The organism is Pseudocolwellia agarivorans (assembly GCF_002000085.1).
Lineage (GTDB): Bacteria > Pseudomonadota > Gammaproteobacteria > Enterobacterales > Alteromonadaceae > Pseudocolwellia > Pseudocolwellia agarivorans.
This window is the reverse complement of sequence record NZ_MUZU01000001.1, coordinates 692,985-711,183: the sequence shown is the minus strand read 5'-3', so window position 1 is coordinate 711,183 and position 18,199 is coordinate 692,985. Positions and strand designations below refer to the sequence as shown.

The following is an 18,199-nucleotide window of genomic DNA, read 5'->3' as shown; positions in this document are numbered from 1 at the left end:
TTTTAACTTGAGTTATCTTTTAATACGTTTTATCTAATCTTTTATTTTTAAAGGTGAATATTATGAGTCTTTCTCCGAGTATGTTTTTTCAAAGGCTATTGAGTAATATATTGTATATAGTGTGTTTTTTTCTTTTATTAAATACTGTCGACATTAACGCTCAGCATATGACCATTGATTTACCTCAATGGAAAACAAATACTATTGAAAATAAACCTTCTCTAAGAGCAAGTGGTATATATAAAAACTCCTTATGGGTTGCAGGTACAAACAATGCTGTTTTTGTTAGCCGTAATCGTGGTGAGTCTTGGCAGAATAGCTCAGTATCTGCTGAAGTATTGTATGACTTTAGAGATATTGAAGTTTTCGACGAAAATACAGCGATAGTTATGGGAGCTGGCAGCGGAAGCCAATCCGTATTGTTTATTACTCAAGACGGAGGAAGTCATTGGAAATTATTAAATAAAAATCAAGAAGAGAAGGGGTTTTATAACTCTATAGGGTTTTGGGACAAAAATAATGGTTTGCTTTTAGGGGACCCTCTTGATGGTTATTATGTAATAAAACGCACGGAAGATGGTGGTAAAACATGGACGCGTGTTAAGAAAAATCATTTACCTAAGATGTTAGAAAACGAATCTGCTTTTGCTGCAAGTGGTAGTACATTAATTGTAGGGGAAAATGGCAAAGCTTGGTTTACCACTGGAGGTAGACAGGCGTCATTATATGTAAGTACTAATTATGGTGATAATTGGCAAAGAATGAATCTTCCTCTGTTCGATGAAACATTAACAGCGGGAGGGTATGGTTTATATCAGTATGAAGAGAGTGTTTTTACTCTTGGAGGTGATTATAAAAGAAGAGATGGAGTGTATAAAAACCTATCTTTAGTTAAGGAAGGTGAAGTGATATCACTTAAAAGTGGAAACAGAGGTTTACGGACCGCAATGTCTTGTATTAAGAGTATTTGCATTATTACAGGTAAGTTATCGAGCGATATATCATTTAATTATGGGGTGACATGGCAACCACTAAAAAACAATAAAAAGGATATTGGTTTTTATACTATAGCGAGTAATAACGAATTATTTTTAGGTGCAGGTGACGATGGGAAGGTAGGTGTTTTACTTAAACAAGAATAAACCACCTTTGTTCATTGTGTTGATTGAGAATATTGATATCTGTTTTTGCTGTATAAGAAAAGCACTGAGAGCGTTTTTTATCCTGAAGCCATAGCTAGTATTGTTGGGATATCGATTGATTGTGTATACTCTATAAAGTCTTTCTCAGCATTAACTCTTGCAAAAACGGCCATTCTATCTGAAAGTTCGTTACCCTCAATATTGGCATGACCTTTAACATGAGTAATGGTTAAATTATTTTTAAGTGTTTCATAAAGAGAAAAGCAACCTTTTATTATTTCTAGGTTTTTAATCTCTTCCCCTTTGCCTCGGGTCCAACCCTTATTTTTCCAACCTTTAGCCCATTTAGTAATACAGTCGATTGAATATTTTGAATCTGACAAGATCTGAACTGATTGATTTTTTTGAATATATGAACTGGCAATTTTTAATGCTTCATAAAGAGCGTTTAATTCAGCAGTGTTGTTTGTTCCATTTTTATCATATAAGCCATACCAAAGCTGTGTTAATTGTTCTTTTTGATATATTGCTATACCTGAGCCTGACTTTCCGGGGTTAGGTGAACAAGCGCCATCACAATATATATTAATATCTGCAAAGTTTAGTGTTTGATTTTTTTGTTGGAGCGATGTTTTTTTAGTTAATGCACCTGTTGTTGAAGGAGCGCTTTTACCTGATGCTAAAGAACGTTTCATTAATGCTTTAGTGTATGACTCTTTAAATGCTTCCTCTGCTTCGGCTTTAGAAGGAAATCCCATATACTGGGCATTGTTCATACCTGCTACCAATGATTGCACCGTACTCCAAGTATCAAAAATACCGGTTTGTTTCCCTTTCCAAATAACGTAATGTTTCTTACTCATACCGTGCTACTTCTTATTTGTATTAATAGATGGAGCGTTTAATTGTTTGTACGCCAAGATAACTAAAATAATGCCAGCAATAAAAAATGGAATACTAAGCATTTGCCCTGTGTTTAACATAAACTCTGAAGAGTAGGCTGCCTGTTTTTGTTTTACTGATTCAACTAGAAATCTAGCAGTAAAGGTAAGAATTAAAAATGTACCTAGTAATAAGCCTTTTGGAGAATGACTTTTAAACTTTTTATATAAACCAAGTAAAATGATGAATATAAATAAGTATGAAATGGCTTCATAAAGTTGTGCTGGGTGTCTTGGTAAATTATCGATTCGCGCAAAAACAACAGCCCAAGGTAGATTACTGGTTACGCCTAATATTTCTGAATTAATAAAATTTGCACAACGTACAAATACGCCAAATAAAGCGGTAGCTATTGCTAACCGATCTAAAATCCATAAGTAGCTGACTTTGTGTTTTTTAACGTATAAGCCAATAGCAAGTATAACACCTAAGCCGCCGCCATGGCTTGCTAAACCACCTTCCCAAATAGCTAATATTTTCATGGGGTTTGCGAAGTAGTAACTAGGATCATAGAAAAAACAGTGGCCTAATCGAGCGCCAATGATAATACCAAATACGACATAACCTAATAAAGTATCTAAAGATTCTTGTTCGATGTTTTCTGTTTTATAAATCCATTTCATTACCTGTAAACCAGAAAGTATGGCCGAAGCAAATAAAACACCATACCAATGAATTTTTATAGCACCAAAAGAGACTAATACAGGGTCAATATTCCAAATTAAATGTTCCAAGGAGAGTGCCTATTAAGAAAGTAAGTCATGATGAAATGTAAATTACTTCATCAGAGAAAGGGTATGAAGCCATCATAAATTTGAAGGGGAATATTTTCAAGCTGAAGTTTGTTTTTATCATTAACTTTATGTAACAAAAGTTGCTCTGGTATACAGTTTGCTGATGTATGTATCGTGTTATTTTACTTGCATTTACTTGGATAAATTAAGGTTTAGGACTATTATGTATACATTGTGATTGTTTATCGACCGTTCAACCTTATTCTTTTATAAAGGTTTAAACTTTGTTTCGAGAAAGTAAATCTCTCTTTATACAAATACAAAAGGATTTTATGTTTTTGAAAGATTCACAGGTAATAAATAATGCATCCACGTTCAATTAAAGAGTATTTACTCCTTTCTAGTTCCTCTTCAGGGATTATAGTTATTACCGTCTTTATGTTGGTACGCCTTTATCAACAAGAGTGGATGCATGCCTTGCTTGATGGTGTAATTGTTCTCGCATTATCGAGTACTTTTTATTACGTATATAAAACCAGAAATACAGAAAAAGTCAGTATTTTTTTAGGTATCTCTTCCATGTTGGGAGTTGTGCTAATTATTTGGTTGAAGGGGGTTAGTCAAATTTACTGGGAATACCCAGTTATTATTGCTTCTTATTATTTATTTCGAATTAATGTGGCGTTAGTCTTAAGTGCTTTACTGATGATTATTGTTAGTATTTTAACTTTTGAGCAAACGTCTTTAATCAGCTTTAGTACTATTATAGTTACCTTACTTATGGCAAATATTTTTGCCTACTTTTCGGCTCGCAACATAAGTCAACAACACATATCTTTAATTAAAAGTGAGCGATTGGAACGTCTTCGTAATAAAACCTTAGAGCTTATAGTGGGTTCGCATAAACTGTCTGTTGTTTTAGAGTTTATTACGAAAAGCGTTGAACAAGAAAATCCCGATCTTATATGTAGTATATCTCTTTTCGATAAATCTAAAAAATTCCTTATAACAGGTGCAGCACCTAGTTTACCTAAAGCTATGGTAGAAAAAATGCATATGGTAGAAATTGGACCCGAAGGGTGTCCTTGTGGTGCAGCTGCTTTTTATGAAAAAAGAATTATTGTTGCAAACATTAGCACCGATAATCGTTGGACTTTATTTGCTGAATTGGCTGAAAATTCAAATCTAAGTGCATGTTGGGCTGAACCTATTGTAAGTTCGGAAGGGGAGGTTATTGGTGTTTTTAGTATTTATCATAGTGTTCATTATACCCCTGCTTTACAAGATTTTTTACTTGTGGAGCAGTTTGCACATTTAGCGAGTATATCTATCGAAAGAGAGAAGAATCACTTACTCATTTGGCAACAAGCAAACTTTGATAGCCTTACTGGCTTACCTAATAGAAATATGATGCGCAGCCATTTAACACAATTGATTGCGAGAGCTGAACGAGATAATGAAAAAATAGCGGTAGCTTTTTTAGATTTAGATCATTTCAAGGATGTTAATGACACTTTAGGTCATCATATTGGCGATGCTTTATTAAAAGAAACAGCTAAGCGTATTAAACAAAGCATTCGCAAAAATGACATTGTAGCAAGGCTAGGAGGAGATGAATTTGTTATTATCATGTCTAACCTTAAAGATTTTAAAGGTGTAGAAGTTGTTGCAGAGCAGTTACGAAAGTCTATTTCCTTGCCTTATTATCTTTTTAATGAGGTTGTACATAGTGCTGTTAGTATTGGCCTTACTATTTATCCCGATGATGCTGTAGATATCGATGACTTACTCAAAAATGCAGATCAAGCCATGTACGGCGCTAAAAATTTGGGACGAAATAATTATCATTATTTTACTCAATCAATGAGAGATCAAGCTGTAGAGAGAATGCAGCTGATTCAAGATTTACGTCGTGCAATCAAAAATGAAGAGTTCTTTGTTGTTTATCAACCTATTATTAATTTACAAACAAATGTTACATATAAAGCAGAAGCCTTAGTTCGATGGCTACATCCTACTCGCGGCATAATTAATCCATTAGATTTTATTCCACTTGCAGAAGAAACGGGGTTAATTATTGATATTAGTGATTATGTTTTTAGTACTGTGTTATTAGATGTTAAAGAATGGCGAAATAGTATCCATCCTCATTTTCAAATTAGTATAAACACTTCTCCGATCCAATATAAAGAAAACTCAGGAAATATAGCTGCTTGGATGAAAGCATTAAATAGTGAAAAAGATAGCAAAGACTCTATCGCCTTTGAAATTACTGAAAACTTATTAATGGAAAACAAGAAAGGTGTCGCTGATATTTTAACCTTAGTAAAACAATCAGGGATCCCTATCTCAATTGATGATTTTGGTACGGGGTATTCATCACTTTCATATTTAAAAAATTATGATACAGATTATCTCAAGATTGATAAAAGCTTTGTTCAGAAAATGTCTGAAGATAGTAAAGATTTAGCCTTGTGTGAAGCTATGGTTGTTATGGCTAAAAAACTCAATATTAAAGTAATAGCTGAAGGTATAGAAACAAGAGAGCAAAGAGATATTTTACGAGATATTGGTTGTGACTATGGGCAAGGGTATTATTTTTCTAGACCTATTATAAAAAGAGAGTTTGAATTGTTTTTAATTAATAATAACTCTGCTAATGAGTTATCTCCTTTATCTAAAGGTTAAAATAAACCCTTATGCGTTTAGTATCCAGCTCTCTTCCAAAATGATGCTTCTAAAAGCTCATTAGGTTCATCAACTCTAAATGTTTTATCAGCAATTATTTTATTTTCGCACGTAATGGTCATGCGCCAATCACCTAGCTTATTATTAATAGGCGCCCATATAGTGTCACCTAAATAAAAATTCCAGTTATTATCTCTAATATACATTTCACCAATAAAAGGGGGCATGACTTTGCCATCGTCATCGGGAATATTTGGATGATAAATGCAATAAGTTATCTTTTTCCCTTTTCCTTTTTTTATATTGATAATGAAACCAAATTCGATATCTATTTTAGCAGGTACATTAACGGTAAACTCTTTGATTTTAGGCAGAGATTTATTAGTATCTTCCCACTTGTCGTAAATACCAAAACTAGTAATAGAATGCTGAATGTTTGATTTAGCCATAGAGTGTAGTGAAAGGTTTAATGATTATTTAAATGCATGTTATTGAATTTTAAACGGAGATTTTAGCAAATTTCCGTTTAAAATACTTCTTTATTTAGGACGAACTTCATTCATAAGTGATTGTATGTTTAATATTGAAGGTGTACTCCATAGTTCGTTTAACATTACTGGTAGCTTTTGACGCCAGTTAGGGTGCTCATCTATAGTGCCTGGAATATTAACTTGCTCTAATAGTTCTAGTCCGTCTTCTAAAGGGATCAATTGTATGTGGCTTTTTGATAATCCAACATATTTTTGAACAGCAATATTAAGGTCAGAGTTGGTTATTTCTAATGTTTCGCTATTAATATCATCAGGAGAGAGCACTCCGACGTCTTTTAATGCGTCAATAAGACAGTGGCGATCTTTAATACGATCAATTTGTTCTTGTTCCTTTAGTTCATCATTTGGATATAAATTTAACTTTCTACGCCAGGTTAAATCACGACTAGCCCACCAACCCACTAATGTTGGTACATCATGCGTCGAAACAGTAGCAATTGACTGGCTTGGATATATTTCAGGGCGTTTAAATAATCCTGTTTCCCACCAACGTTCAAAATACAGCACTTTATAAGACAGCAAACCCGATTTAGCTATTATTTCACCAAAACCTTCAGGAACAGTTCCTAAGTCTTCACCAATAACAACACAGCGTGAACGACGAGATTCTAAAGCAATAATACTTAAGATATCATCGAGTGGAAAAGTGATGTAAATACCTTCATGAGCGCCCATATCAGGAGCAATCCAATATTGGCGCATTAATCCTAATATATGGTCTATTCGTAAAGCTCCTGCGTATTGCATATTGCAGCGTAAAGCTTTTATTAAGGGTTGGTAGCCTTGTTCTTTTAATGCAACGGGGTTCATTGGTGTTAATCCCCAGTTTTGACCTAACGTGTTCATGGCATCAGGTGGAGCACCTATTGATGCGCCAGATACGTAAACGTCTTGGTTAGACCATACGTCTACGCCAGAACCATCACAACCAACAGCTAAATCTAAGTATAACCCTATAGGCATGTCATGGGTTTGTGCTAGGTTTGCTGCATTTATCAATTGTTCGTGTGCTAACCACTGTAAATACATAAAGTATTGAATTCGCGATGAATGCGCTTTTTGAAATGTTTTTACCGCGCGAGTATTAGGCGATTGATATTCTTTTGGCCATAATTTCCAGTTATATATTGAAGCGTTTGTTTTTCTAAAATGCTCGTAAAGGGCTTCAAATGTAGCCAGTGTATGTAAATCTTCGCCTTGCTCTTGAGTAAAACGGATAAAGCTTTGTTTAAATGATTCATTTATAGGTTGTGAAGAGATGATAAGGTCATCAAAAAGAATTTCTAATAATTCAAACTTTAATTCAGCAACCTCTGGGTACTTTATTAACTGGCTTGCTTTTGCTGAAGCTAATTTTTTTTGAAACGCGGCGCTATTATATTTTTCTTGGGCCCGCTGACATGTTGAAAAGTTAGGAACACTTTGTACATGGATATATAGAGTATTAAGGAAACAACGGCTTGTTGGAGAATAAGGACTGACATGTTCAGGGTTGTTTTGATACAAAGGGTGGAGAGGGTTTAGTCCTACGGTTGAAGCTCCTTGTTCAGATGCACCTATGATTAAGTTATTTAAATCTTTAAAGTCTCCCATTCCAAAGTTTTGTTCGCTACGTATAGAGTAAAGTTGAGCGGCATAACCCCACATTTTATTCGCATGAGCTTCTTTAGCACTAAAGCATGTTTCGGGGGCTACAATAAAATGACAATCAGATTGTTGATTTCCATACTTTATCGATAACTTATGATATCCCTCTTCTACTTGAGGAAGAGGTAATTGATATTTTGAGAAAGTACATTCATTTAACGTCGTAACATCTATTGCTTCTAATGCTGAAACATCAAGGTGTTGATTAAGTAAATCACCATTTTCTGTTGTGATGGTCCAGCTAATAGGTTGCTGTTCTACAGTGTTTTGTAAGCTAATAGGAATAAAAGGTTGTTTGTTTGTACTTTTTACGATGTGAGTTGTCGGTAATATAACTCTCCATTGTTTTTCTTGTAACGTTTTAATTTGTTCTTCGAGTATTTGTTCACTGGTTAGGTTAAACCCCATTGCATTTAATAATGATGCTAGTGCTTCTTTTTTTGGTGTTTGTTTGATCCCAAAACTATTAACGTAACTTTTATGGAAACCAACAAGTTCGGCTAATTGTTCTATAGGTGGGGAGATATTATTCATACTTACTCTCTATATTCAGGGCAATACTTTGAATTTTTTTACAAAAAGATAATATAAGTTGATGCTTAATTTGAAGCGCGCGCCTTAGTCGAGCAAAAAAAGATAAGTCATATTATTTATAGCATACTCTCACTTGATTTTTGTACTGTAAAATAAATATTAATTTTTATTATTTGCTTATAAATTTGTTTGTTTGCAATAAAGGTTACTTATATTATTGCGTTAATAGATTAACGTTTTTTAATTTACTTTTATAAATAGGTTAAGGAAATATTATGAAAAAAACTGTTGTAATAACTGGGGCTAATCGCGGTATTGGATTGGCAATGGCTGAAGTGTTTAAATCGCAAGGACATCTTGTGTATGCTTTATGTAGAAACTCTTCCGAAGAGTTAAATAAGTTAGGTGTGCATGTTATTACCGATATTGATGTAGCGACTACCCAAGGTATCAAAAATATGCGAAAAGCTTTAAGTGGTATTGGTATCGACATATTGGTTTGTAATGCTGGAATTTTGAGGGATGAAAGTTTAGCAGATATAAATCTCGAAACCATTAGAGAGCAATTTGAAGTGAATGCTTTGGCGCCTCTTAATATTGTTGATACGCTACAGTGTAATTTAAATTTAGATGGTAAGGTGGCGATGATCACTTCGCGTATGGGATCTATTGCGGATAATGAATCTGGTGGGCGCTATGGTTACCGTATGTCTAAAGCTGCGTTAAATGCAGCAGCTATGTCGTTGAGTAAAGATTTGTATTCTCAAGATATTGCTGTAGGTATTTATCATCCAGGTTATGTTCAAACCGAGATGGTAAATAATAACGGTGATATTTCAGCAAACGAAGCTGCGGTAAAAATTGTTGATTTAATTCATGGGCTAACTTTAAAGGAAACGGGTGTTTTTAAACATTCTAATGGTCAAGTATTACCATGGTAACTACATCGCAAGATGTGAATAAAGAGCCAGCTAATACACAATATATAAAAATATGGAAAACGGTACAGGCTATTCCTTTTGGCTGTGTAGCAAGTTATGGACAGGTTGCTGATTTATCAGGGTTGCCTGGTCGTGCACGATTAGTTGGAAAAGCCTTAGGCAAAGTGCCTATTAATGGTTGGAATAATCAAAAAGTCCCTTGGTTTCGAGTGATAAACTCACTAGGGAAAATATCTTTTCCTACGGGAAGTGAGTTATTTATGAAACAAAAAAAATTATTACAAAATGAGCAAGTTGTTGTTATCGGAAATAAAGTAAAAATGACTGAGTATCAATGGTCTCCTGATTTAGGAGAGTTATTGTTTAAATTAGAGTTTTAATTAGAGCTTTTATTGGTATTGTTCGTGGTTAAACTGTTGTTAACTTTTTAAGTAATATAAAAAATAGGTATTAAATGATTAATTTACCCCTAGGGATACATGTTTTAGGACGCGGGCCGGCTGTTATTTTATTGCATAGCTCTTTGAGTAGTTCAAAGCAGTGGTTACCTTTAGTGGAATGTTTAAAAACTCGTTTTAAAGTGATCAATATAGATATTTTGGGATATGGAGCTGCTGAAGCTGTTGCAGAACCTCAGCGTTATAACTTTTCTATTGAGATAGAACGTATTCAAGAAGCTTTACAACAACTTATTCCAAATGAGTCTTATCATATTGTAGGACACTCTTGTGGTGGCGCACTTGCTTTAAAATTAGCAGTAGAAAACCCTAGTCAGGTGTTATCTTTATCTTTGTATGAGCCTGTCGCTTTCCATTTATTGCCTCAAGGCAGTGAAGCAAGAATAGCGGCTAATAAGTTTGCTCAAGAAGTTAATATTGATGATCTTTATTTAGCGGCTGAAAAATTTACTGACTTTTGGAATGCAAAAGGCTTTTTTAGAAAGCTACCAGAACGAATGCAGCAATTAATGGCTAAAGATATGGAAAAAGTAAATTTAGATTTTATCGGTTTAACTGCTGAAACTTACGGATCTGATGATATCAATAAAATTAAATCTCCTGTTATGATGATGACAGGAAATCAAAGCCCACAATTAAGTAAAACATTAGCAACACTGATTGTTACTAGCTTAGATAACGTTAAAGAAGTGAGTTTTGAAGCTGGACATATGGGGCCAATAAGTCATGCCAGTACAATACAGCCTAAAATAGCTGAGTTTATTAGAGATTGTTAAATAATTTTTAGGCGTAAAAAAGCCCAGCTAAAAGCTGGGCAAAAATAAATAAGGGAGAACACTTGTTAAATCATATTAAGAAGCGGCAGCCTCCTGAATATTTGATACTGTTTTTTGTAATGGGCTTTTTCCATTAATCGCTATTTTTCTTGGTTTCAGTGCTTCAGGTATTTCTCTTTCTAAATCAATATGTAAAAGGCCATGTTCCATAGAAGCGCCGGTTACTTTTACATGATCGCCAAGCTGAAATTTTCTTTCAAAGTTACGCTCAGCAATACCTTGGTGTAAGAATTTTTGTTCGCCTTTGTTATTACTGCCTGTTTTTATGCCAGTAACAATTAATGTATTTTGTTTTGATTCAATTTCTAACTCATCTTCAGCAAATCCAGCGATTGCCATAGTCACTCTATATTGATCTTCTGCAAGCAGTTCAACATTATATGGAGGGTAAGATGATTGTTTATCAGCTCTAGAGGCTTTATCTATCAAACCAGCTAAGTGGTCAAAACCAATAAATGAACGGTAAAGTGGGCTAAAATCTGTAGATGTACGCATAATATTCATATCCTATATTTAGTTAGCAATATGCTATATCCGTTAAATATCATTATTTTTGTTAAAATCAATAGAAGTAAAATCTATATAGTTAAAGCCAATTAAATTGCGAGTTAACGATTTTTAAATAATTTATTATCAGGATAAATGTGCCTTTCAATTTGAACAGGCGGTTAATGTAGACCCTATCGGCGACTACACTATAAGAGATGGTATTGAAGTGATATTTTTCAAGAAAAAAACCAAATAAATTTAAAAAATATTTGGTTTTTTATTTAAGTGGCTGATTATTATTGTGAATTTTTTATGGTTTTTTGTTCAATAATAGAATTTCTTCAAAAGCTTTTTCATAATTCGGATGCTCTGAAATATTAGTAACCAATTCTTTGTAAATAATTTTATGTTCGGAGTTAATAATAAATATTGATCGGGTTAATAATCCCATATCTTTTATTAAAAGGCCGTATTTAGTCCCAAAATCACGCCAAACTGAATCAGACAGAACTTGAATATCGTTAATGCTTTCGGTTGTACAAAAACGTTTTTGAGCGAAGGGTAAGTCATTACTAATAGTCAGGAATATGGTGTTATCAGATAGAGATGCAACTTTTTCGTTAAATCTTTTTGTTTGAATTGAACACACACCTGTGTCTAAACTAGGAACTACTGATATTAAAATATTTTTACCTTTAAAAGAGTTTAGAGTTACAGGAGAAAAGCTTTCGTTTACCACTTTAAAATTAGGTGCGTGATCACCTACATTAAGTTGTTTACCAAGCAATGTTACAAACTTTCCTCCCGCTTTAACCAATGAGCTGTTTTCTGATAGTTCGATATCGTGTGCAGATAACGAAGGGGATAAGGTGATAAAAATAAAGGTAATTAATGTAAATAATTTCATTGTATAATAAGTTAATCAGATTTAATTTGAGACAGTTTACCGCATTTTATTTAAATATTTTTAAAAATTATCTGCAGTCTTCGTTATTATTACCTATTGTTAATAAGTAACTTTGCGATTAAGTAATACTGTTTTTTTATATTCTTCTATTTTTATCAATTTTGAGTCAATTTAGGAAATAAGCGTGTATGTCAACTCCGTTATTAATTTGTGATGATTCAAATATGGCGCGTAAACAAGTCGCGCGCTCTTTACCAGACGGTTGGGATGTCGATATAAGTTTTGCGACCAATGGTTTTGAAGGTATTGAAGCTATTAAAGCTGGAAAAGGCGATGTTCTTCTTTTAGATTTGAACATGCCAGGAATGGATGGCTACGAAGTTCTTCAGGCAATTGTTGAGCAAGATCTTCCTACCCTTGTTATTGTTATTTCTGGTGATATTCAACCTGAAGCACATCAAAGAGTAACGAGTTTAGGTGCATTAGATTTTATTCAAAAACCTGTAAGTAAAGAAAAGCTTACCGAAATATTATCTGCTTATGGTGTGTATACCGCTCCAACTAAACCCGTAATAAAAGAAGCTCCTGTAATTGCTAAAAGTGATTCAGTTACTAAAGTTAATCCTTCTACTGCGTCATCCCCTATAATAACTGAGGGGAAAGAGAACAAAAAAACGCAAGCTAATTTCCTCGAATCTGATTTAAGAGACTGTTATCAAGAAATAGCTAACGTTGCTATGGGACGTGCCGGTGATTTACTGGCTCGTTTATTAGATGTATTTGTCGTTTTACCTATTCCTAATGTTAATTTGATTGAAGTTAGCGAATTAAGTATGGCTTTATCAGCAGTGGAAGTGAATGAAAGTACCTCTGGTATTTGCCAAGGATTCATAGGTGCTGGCGTTTCAGGAGAAGCGCTATTAATACTTAATGACTCAAGTTTTAAAGATGTTGCTACCTTGATGAATTATCAGCAAGTATTAGATGAAAATTCGGAATTAGAACTACTCATGGACATGGCAAATGTTTTAATTGGTGCTTGTTTAAGTGGTGTTTCAGAACAACTTGATATGAATTTTAGCCAAGGCCATCCTGTTGTTTTAGGTCAACATAGAAAAATATCAGAACTTATTGCGACTAATTCAACTCGTTGGAGGCGAACTCTGGCAATTGAGATAAGCTACAGTATTGAAAATTACCCGATAAAATGTGACTTATTATTACTGTTCACAGAAGAGTCGATGAAAACACTTAACAATAAAATTTCTTACTTATTGGATTAAATATGTCGCAAGAAACTGAACAAATGAATGAATTACATTGGCTTATGGAAATGCTCCATACCATTGATGTGGGTTTAGTTGTCCTCGATCGCCAGTATAAAATTCAAATATGGAATGGTTTTATGGAAAACCATAGTGGTTTATTACCACGGGAGGTAAAAGAAAAAGAGATTTTTTCTTTATTTGAGGAAATTCCTCAAGACTGGTTTAAACGTAAAGCTGAATCTGTTTTTTTACTTAAAAATAAAGCATTTACTATTTGGGAGCAAAGACCTTACCTGTTCAAGTTTCAAAACTATCGCCCTATTACGGGCTCTGCTGATTACATGTATCAAAATACGACATTTATTCCCCTAATGTCATCTACTGGCCTAGTAACCCATTTATGCTTACTTATTTATGATGTAACCGATAACGCCACCAATAAAAATGACCTCGAAAGAGTTAACACTGAATTAGCTGTTTTAAGTCAAACAGATGGTTTAACAAAACTATTCAATAGAGCGCATTGGGAAAATTGTTTAAATACTGAATTTAAGCGTTGGTGCCGCAGTAGAAGTGCGAGTAGTTTAGTTATTTTAGATATAGACCATTTTAAACATGTGAATGATACATACGGACACACGGTAGGAGATGATGTTATTCGTCATTTGTCAGGACTTATTAGGCAGCACGTGCGAGAAACTGATATTTCAGGGCGTTACGGTGGTGAGGAGTTTGTGATTTTATTAGCGGATACTGCATTAGAAAATGCGCAAATATTTGCTGAGAGATTACGTAAAGAAGTTGCTCAGTCTATTGTTAGACATAATGATATTGATCTTTCTTATACTATAAGTTTAGGTATTGCCGAAGTAGACTCGAGTATTAAAACATACGAAGCATGGATCGAACATGCTGATGCTGCATTATATCGTTCAAAAGAAAGTGGCCGAAATAAAGTAAGTGTACACCCAAAAAACGTGTAAATTATCTATTTAATAGATTATAAAAACCTTATGTTTAGTACAACATAAGGTTTTTTTATTTTGTTTTTCGTTGATAAAGTAATGCGTTAAACAAGTATATTAATAAGGTAAGTAAAGGTATTAGCCATTGAGTATACTGCCCCCAATTAGCGTAGGGTGTTGTTCCTGTGACTAAATTTATTTCTGCTCTGAGTACGCTTTCAGTAAATTGTGGGACAGTGGCTATGATATTACCTGTATGATCTATTGCTGCTGTTACCCCGTTGTTTGTTGAGCGAAGTAAGGGACGCCCAAATTCTGCAGCTCGCATTCTTGCAATATCTAAATGTTGATGAGGGCCATGAGAATCACCAAACCAAGAGTCATTACTTACTGTTAATAATAGATTAGTTGTAGATTGAAAATTTGCTCTTAATTGCGCAGGAAAAGCTATTTCAAAGCAAATAAGCGGCAATATATTAATGTCTTTGGCAACAAGGTTAGGTTGTATATACCCACCAGAAGAGAAGGATGATTGTGGTAAATTAAATAATGGTGCGATAGGCCTCAACCATTCTTGAAAAGGAACAAATTCACCTATGGGTAATAAATGATATTTTGAATATCTATTATTGTGATTATATTCGTAGCTTCCTTCCGTGTCTGTTTCATGCTTTTTACCTAAAGTAATTAAGCTATTAAAGTATTCTCTTTCATCATAGTTATAATTTAATATTCCTGTAATTATTGCACTGTTTTTTAAGGCTGCAGATTTATTTGCTAACGTTAAAAAGTCTTGGGCTCTAGGCTCTAATGCCGTTATAGCTGATTCCGGCCAAATGATGATGTCAGCATCGTAATTCATACGTGTTAAGTCTAAATATTTCAACATAGTCGGCCATTCTTGTTCAGGGGCCCATTTTATTTCTTGTTTTATATTACCTTGCACTAACGCAACTTTTATAGATTTACCCGTTGGGGTAACCCAAGTTATCTGGTTAAAAAATATTGTTATGATAAGAGTCGATAAAAGTATGCTAGCTGATAAGTAAACGTTTTTTCGCTTAACAAGTTGAAAGATTGAAACACAAGTAAGTAATACTATTGAAGTTAAACCAAACTCACCAATAACGGGTATCAAGGAAGCTAAAGGGCTGTCTATTTGAGTATAACCAAGAGATAACCAGGGGAAGCCCGTTAAGAGTACACCACGTAAATATTCTGTCATTAACCAAAAAGCAGAAAATAACCAAACATTAAATTGTTTAGTCGTTGAAAGCTTAGCGGATAAATAACTTGCTAATGCAGGAAATAACGCGAGATAAAGGGAAAGGAGCACCATTAATAAAATGGATACTACGAGCGGTAATCCTCCAAATTGATCGATAGCAACATGAACCCAACTTATTCCGCTTGCGAACCAACCAAAACCAAAAATAAAGCCGTGTTTAGTGGCTTCTTTAGGTGAATGATTGTCGATTATAGTAAGCCAAAGCCCAATCGTAATAAATGGTAGCCACCATAAGGAAAAAGGGGCATACGCGAAAACTAAACTAAGCCCAGCAATAAAGCTAAGCCAGTTTTTAGGCGCGGTAATAAATACTTTGAGAGATTTGATTAACGTTGAAAACATGGATATCCAAATGAGTAATGCTAATCAATATTTTTGCCGTTAATTTCATGATCTTTAGGAACGGTAACTTGTATTGCTTGAATGCGTCGAGTATCAGCAGCAGTAATTTTAAATTCAAAATCATTAATACTAACTAATTCACCTTTTTTAGGCATATGGCCAAACTGATGTAAGATAATGCCACTAATTGTGTCAGCGTCTTCTTCATTGAAGTTGGTATTAAAGTATTCATTAAAGTCTGCTAGTTCAGTTAATGCTTTAACTTGATATACTTGGCCTGCAAGATATTTTATATCTTCTTCTATAGCATCGTCTGTTTCGTCTTCAATTTCACCAACAATTAGCTCTAAAATGTCTTCAATAGTAACAACGCCTGACACACCGCCATACTCATCAACAACAACAGCCATATGGTAACGCTGAGATCTAAATTCTTTTAATAGTGGCTCAACTTTTTTACTTTCAGGAACCATAATCGAAGGTCTGATAACCTTTGCTATAGTACATTCTTCATCTTGTTGTTGAAAAGCGTAAGCAAGAAGGTCTTTGGCTAAAAGTATTCCTTCAATTTTATCAATGTCTTCATTAATAACAGGGAATCGCGAGTGGCCAGATTCAACAATTTTAGGGAGTGACTTATCAAGGGGATCGTTAATATCAAGGGTAACCATTTGTGATCTAGGTATCATGATATCTCTCACGCGCATATCTGATACTTCTAAAACCCCTTTAATCATTAACTTGGTTTCAGGTCGTATTAATTCTCTGTCTTCAGCATCGTTTAAGACATCAACTAGTTCATCTTTACTTTTCGGTTCTCCTGTAAATACTTGTGTAACTTTCGTCCAAAGTGATTTATTTGAAGAACCGCTGCTAGAGTGTGGGTTATCATCGCCCATAGGGATATTTCGTTTCCTATAATTAGTATTTAAATATGGAATTTATACTTCTTGGTATGGGTTGTCTATACCAAGTGTTGATAATAGTTTTATTTCTATTGATTCCATTTCAGTAGCTTCATTTTCTTTTATATGGTCATAACCGAGTAAATGCAAGCATCCATGTATAACTAAATGAGCCCAATGATCATCACATTTTTTGTTTTGCTCTTGTGCTTCTTTAATAACCACGTCAGCACATATAATCAGGTCACCTAATAAGTTAATATCAATACCTTCAGGTACCTCAAAGGGAAAAGATAAAACATTCGTTGGCTTGTCTTTTTGACGATATTGATGATTTAGTTGTTGGCTTTCTTTTGTTTCAACGAGTCGAATGGTTAATTCAGGGGCGTTTTCAATGGTGGATAATGCCGTTTCAGTCCATAATTGCAACTGTTCTATTGATGGTAATGTTTGATTTTCACAAGCAATTTGAACATCTAATTGTACAGCCATTACTCTTGAGCCTTTGCTTTGTTTTCTATTGCAGCAGCACTTTTTTCTACTTTAATACGATTTGTCTTTTTATCGTGTGCTTCATAGGCTTCAATAATTCTTGCCACCACGGGGTGACGTACCACATCTTTTGATTCAAAAAAGTTGAAGCTAACGCCGGGAATATCTTCAAGTACTTCTATTGCGTGTCGTAAACCTGATTTTTGTCCACGAGGTAAGTCTACTTGAGTAATGTCTCCAGTAATTACTGCTTTAGCATTAAAACCTATACGGGTTAAAAACATTTTCATTTGTTCAACGGTTGTGTTTTGGCTTTCATCTAAAATAATAAAGGCATCGTTTAGGGTGCGACCTCTCATATAAGCAAGCGGAGCCACTTCAATAACGTTACGTTCGATTAGTTTTTCTACTTTTTCAAACCCTAGCATTTCAAATAAAGCATCGTAAAGAGGGCGTAAGTAAGGATCTACTTTTTGTGATAGGTCACCTGGTAAAAAACCTAATTTTTCGCCGGCTTCTACAGCTGGACGTGTTAATAAAATACGTCTAACCTCTTGTCTTTCTAATGCTTCAACTGCACAAGCAACTGCTAAGTATGTTTTGCCCGTACCAGCAACGCCTACGCCAAAACTAATATCGTTAGTTACTATATTGTGGACATAACTTTGTTGGTTTTCATTTCGAGGTTTAATAACACCACGTTTAGTTTTGATGGTAATTAGCTTATCAAAATTAACATCTAGATTACTTTTATTCGGCTCTTGTTCTAAAACATTGGCGCTAATAATAGCAAGGTGAACCATTTCGTCAGTAATGTCTTGATGCTGATTTTTGACAGTACTCGTTTCTACATATAAATCTTTTAATATTTTACTAACCGCTAAACAATTATTTTCTTTACCCACAATTTTAATTTGATTACCACGGTAACTTATTTCAACGCCTAAGCGTTTTTCAATTGTTTTTAAGTTATCGTCCATTGGCCCATATAGGGAGGCTTGTCGTGAATTATCTTCAGGCTCTAATGTTAATATGTGGTTGCTATTTTTACTCAAAGTCACTATCCAAAA

17 protein-coding genes are annotated in these 18,199 nt (G+C 34.2%); 7 read left to right on the top strand and 10 right to left on the bottom strand.

The genetic code is table 11. The features are described 5' to 3' along the window. Positions 1 to 62: 62 nt before the first annotated feature. Positions 63 to 1,142: a WD40/YVTN/BNR-like repeat-containing protein gene (locus B0X80_RS03075; protein WP_077338330.1), complete on the top strand. Its 1,080-nt coding sequence runs from the start codon at positions 63 to 65 to the stop codon at positions 1,140 to 1,142. Between the two features lie 77 nt (positions 1,143 to 1,219). On the opposite strand, the gene B0X80_RS03070 is transcribed toward B0X80_RS03075, so the two are convergent. Beyond that, on the bottom strand, positions 1,220 to 2,005 hold the full coding sequence (locus B0X80_RS03070) for a ribonuclease H family protein (RefSeq protein WP_077338329.1): 786 nt from the start codon (positions 2,003 to 2,005) through the stop codon (positions 1,220 to 1,222). A 6-nt stretch (positions 2,006 to 2,011) separates the two neighbouring features. Then, positions 2,012 to 2,818, bottom strand: coding sequence for a prolipoprotein diacylglyceryl transferase (gene lgt, locus B0X80_RS03065; protein ID WP_077338328.1), 807 nt, complete (start codon positions 2,816 to 2,818; stop codon positions 2,012 to 2,014). Between the two features lie 363 nt (positions 2,819 to 3,181). On the opposite strand from lgt, the gene B0X80_RS03060 reads away from it, so the two are divergent. Beyond that, complete coding sequence (locus tag B0X80_RS03060; RefSeq protein ID WP_077338327.1) at positions 3,182 to 5,506, top strand: bifunctional diguanylate cyclase/phosphodiesterase; 2,325 nt, start codon at positions 3,182 to 3,184, stop codon at positions 5,504 to 5,506. 17 nt (positions 5,507 to 5,523) lie between these two features. Here the strand turns inward: B0X80_RS03060 and B0X80_RS03055 are convergent, their stop codons facing one another. Next, on the bottom strand, positions 5,524 to 5,955 hold the full coding sequence (locus B0X80_RS03055; protein ID WP_076418447.1) for a DUF3859 domain-containing protein: 432 nt from the start codon (positions 5,953 to 5,955) through the stop codon (positions 5,524 to 5,526). A gap of 90 nt (positions 5,956 to 6,045) precedes the next feature. Next, the gene (gene malQ / locus B0X80_RS03050; RefSeq protein WP_077338326.1) at positions 6,046 to 8,238 is read right to left on the bottom strand and encodes a 4-alpha-glucanotransferase; all 2,193 of its coding nucleotides are present in this window, start codon (positions 8,236 to 8,238) and stop codon (positions 6,046 to 6,048) included. Between the two features lie 275 nt (positions 8,239 to 8,513). Here malQ and B0X80_RS03045 point away from each other — a divergent pair, with 275 nt between their 5' ends. The 3 genes from B0X80_RS03045 to B0X80_RS03035 all read left to right on the top strand — a co-directional run bounded on the left by B0X80_RS03045 (position 8,514) and on the right by B0X80_RS03035 (position 10,413). Continuing rightward, the gene (locus tag B0X80_RS03045) at positions 8,514 to 9,179 is read left to right on the top strand and encodes an SDR family oxidoreductase (RefSeq protein ID WP_077338325.1); all 666 of its coding nucleotides are present in this window, start codon (positions 8,514 to 8,516) and stop codon (positions 9,177 to 9,179) included. Continuing rightward, positions 9,173 to 9,559, top strand: a complete 387-nt coding sequence (locus B0X80_RS03040; protein WP_077338324.1) for an MGMT family protein — start codon at positions 9,173 to 9,175, stop codon at positions 9,557 to 9,559. Before B0X80_RS03045 ends, B0X80_RS03040 begins: the two co-directional genes overlap by 7 nt. 74 nt (positions 9,560 to 9,633) lie before the next feature. After that, a complete protein-coding gene (locus B0X80_RS03035) occupies positions 9,634 to 10,413 on the top strand; it encodes an alpha/beta fold hydrolase (protein WP_077338323.1) in 780 nt (259 codons plus the stop codon). A 75-nt stretch (positions 10,414 to 10,488) separates the two neighbouring features. On the opposite strand, the gene B0X80_RS03030 is transcribed toward B0X80_RS03035, so the two are convergent. Further along, a complete protein-coding gene (locus B0X80_RS03030) occupies positions 10,489 to 10,968 on the bottom strand; it encodes an Hsp20 family protein (protein WP_076418440.1) in 480 nt (159 codons plus the stop codon). 304 nt (positions 10,969 to 11,272) lie between these two features. Then, a complete protein-coding gene (gene tpx / locus B0X80_RS03025; protein ID WP_077338322.1) occupies positions 11,273 to 11,869 on the bottom strand; it encodes a thiol peroxidase in 597 nt (198 codons plus the stop codon). Positions 11,870 to 12,057: 188 nt separating this feature from the next. On the opposite strand from tpx, the gene B0X80_RS03020 reads away from it, so the two are divergent. Together B0X80_RS03020 and B0X80_RS03015 are read left to right on the top strand one after the other, a co-directional pair. Beyond that, on the top strand, positions 12,058 to 13,152 hold the full coding sequence (locus B0X80_RS03020; RefSeq protein ID WP_077338321.1) for a response regulator: 1,095 nt from the start codon (positions 12,058 to 12,060) through the stop codon (positions 13,150 to 13,152). 2 nt (positions 13,153 to 13,154) lie between these two features. Further along, positions 13,155 to 14,120: a sensor domain-containing diguanylate cyclase gene (locus B0X80_RS03015; protein ID WP_077338320.1), complete on the top strand. Its 966-nt coding sequence runs from the start codon at positions 13,155 to 13,157 to the stop codon at positions 14,118 to 14,120. A gap of 55 nt (positions 14,121 to 14,175) precedes the next feature. Here the strand turns inward: B0X80_RS03015 and lnt are convergent, their stop codons facing one another. Genes lnt through B0X80_RS02995 form a run of 4 tightly spaced genes read right to left on the bottom strand, consistent with a single transcriptional unit; the run spans position 14,176 to position 18,184 of the window. After that, positions 14,176 to 15,732 (bottom strand): apolipoprotein N-acyltransferase, encoded by a 1,557-nt coding sequence (gene lnt, locus B0X80_RS03010; protein ID WP_077338319.1) that lies wholly within the window; start codon positions 15,730 to 15,732, stop codon positions 14,176 to 14,178. Between the two features lie 20 nt (positions 15,733 to 15,752). Further along, positions 15,753 to 16,631, bottom strand: coding sequence for a CorC family transporter (locus B0X80_RS03005; RefSeq protein WP_077338318.1), 879 nt, complete (start codon positions 16,629 to 16,631; stop codon positions 15,753 to 15,755). A 42-nt stretch (positions 16,632 to 16,673) separates the two neighbouring features. Further along, a complete protein-coding gene (gene ybeY / locus B0X80_RS03000) occupies positions 16,674 to 17,129 on the bottom strand; it encodes an rRNA maturation RNase YbeY (RefSeq protein WP_077338317.1) in 456 nt (151 codons plus the stop codon). After that, positions 17,129 to 18,184 (bottom strand): PhoH family protein, encoded by a 1,056-nt coding sequence (locus B0X80_RS02995; RefSeq protein ID WP_245825371.1) that lies wholly within the window; start codon positions 18,182 to 18,184, stop codon positions 17,129 to 17,131. Before B0X80_RS02995 ends, ybeY begins: the two co-directional genes overlap by 1 nt. Positions 18,185 to 18,199 lie beyond the last annotated feature (15 nt).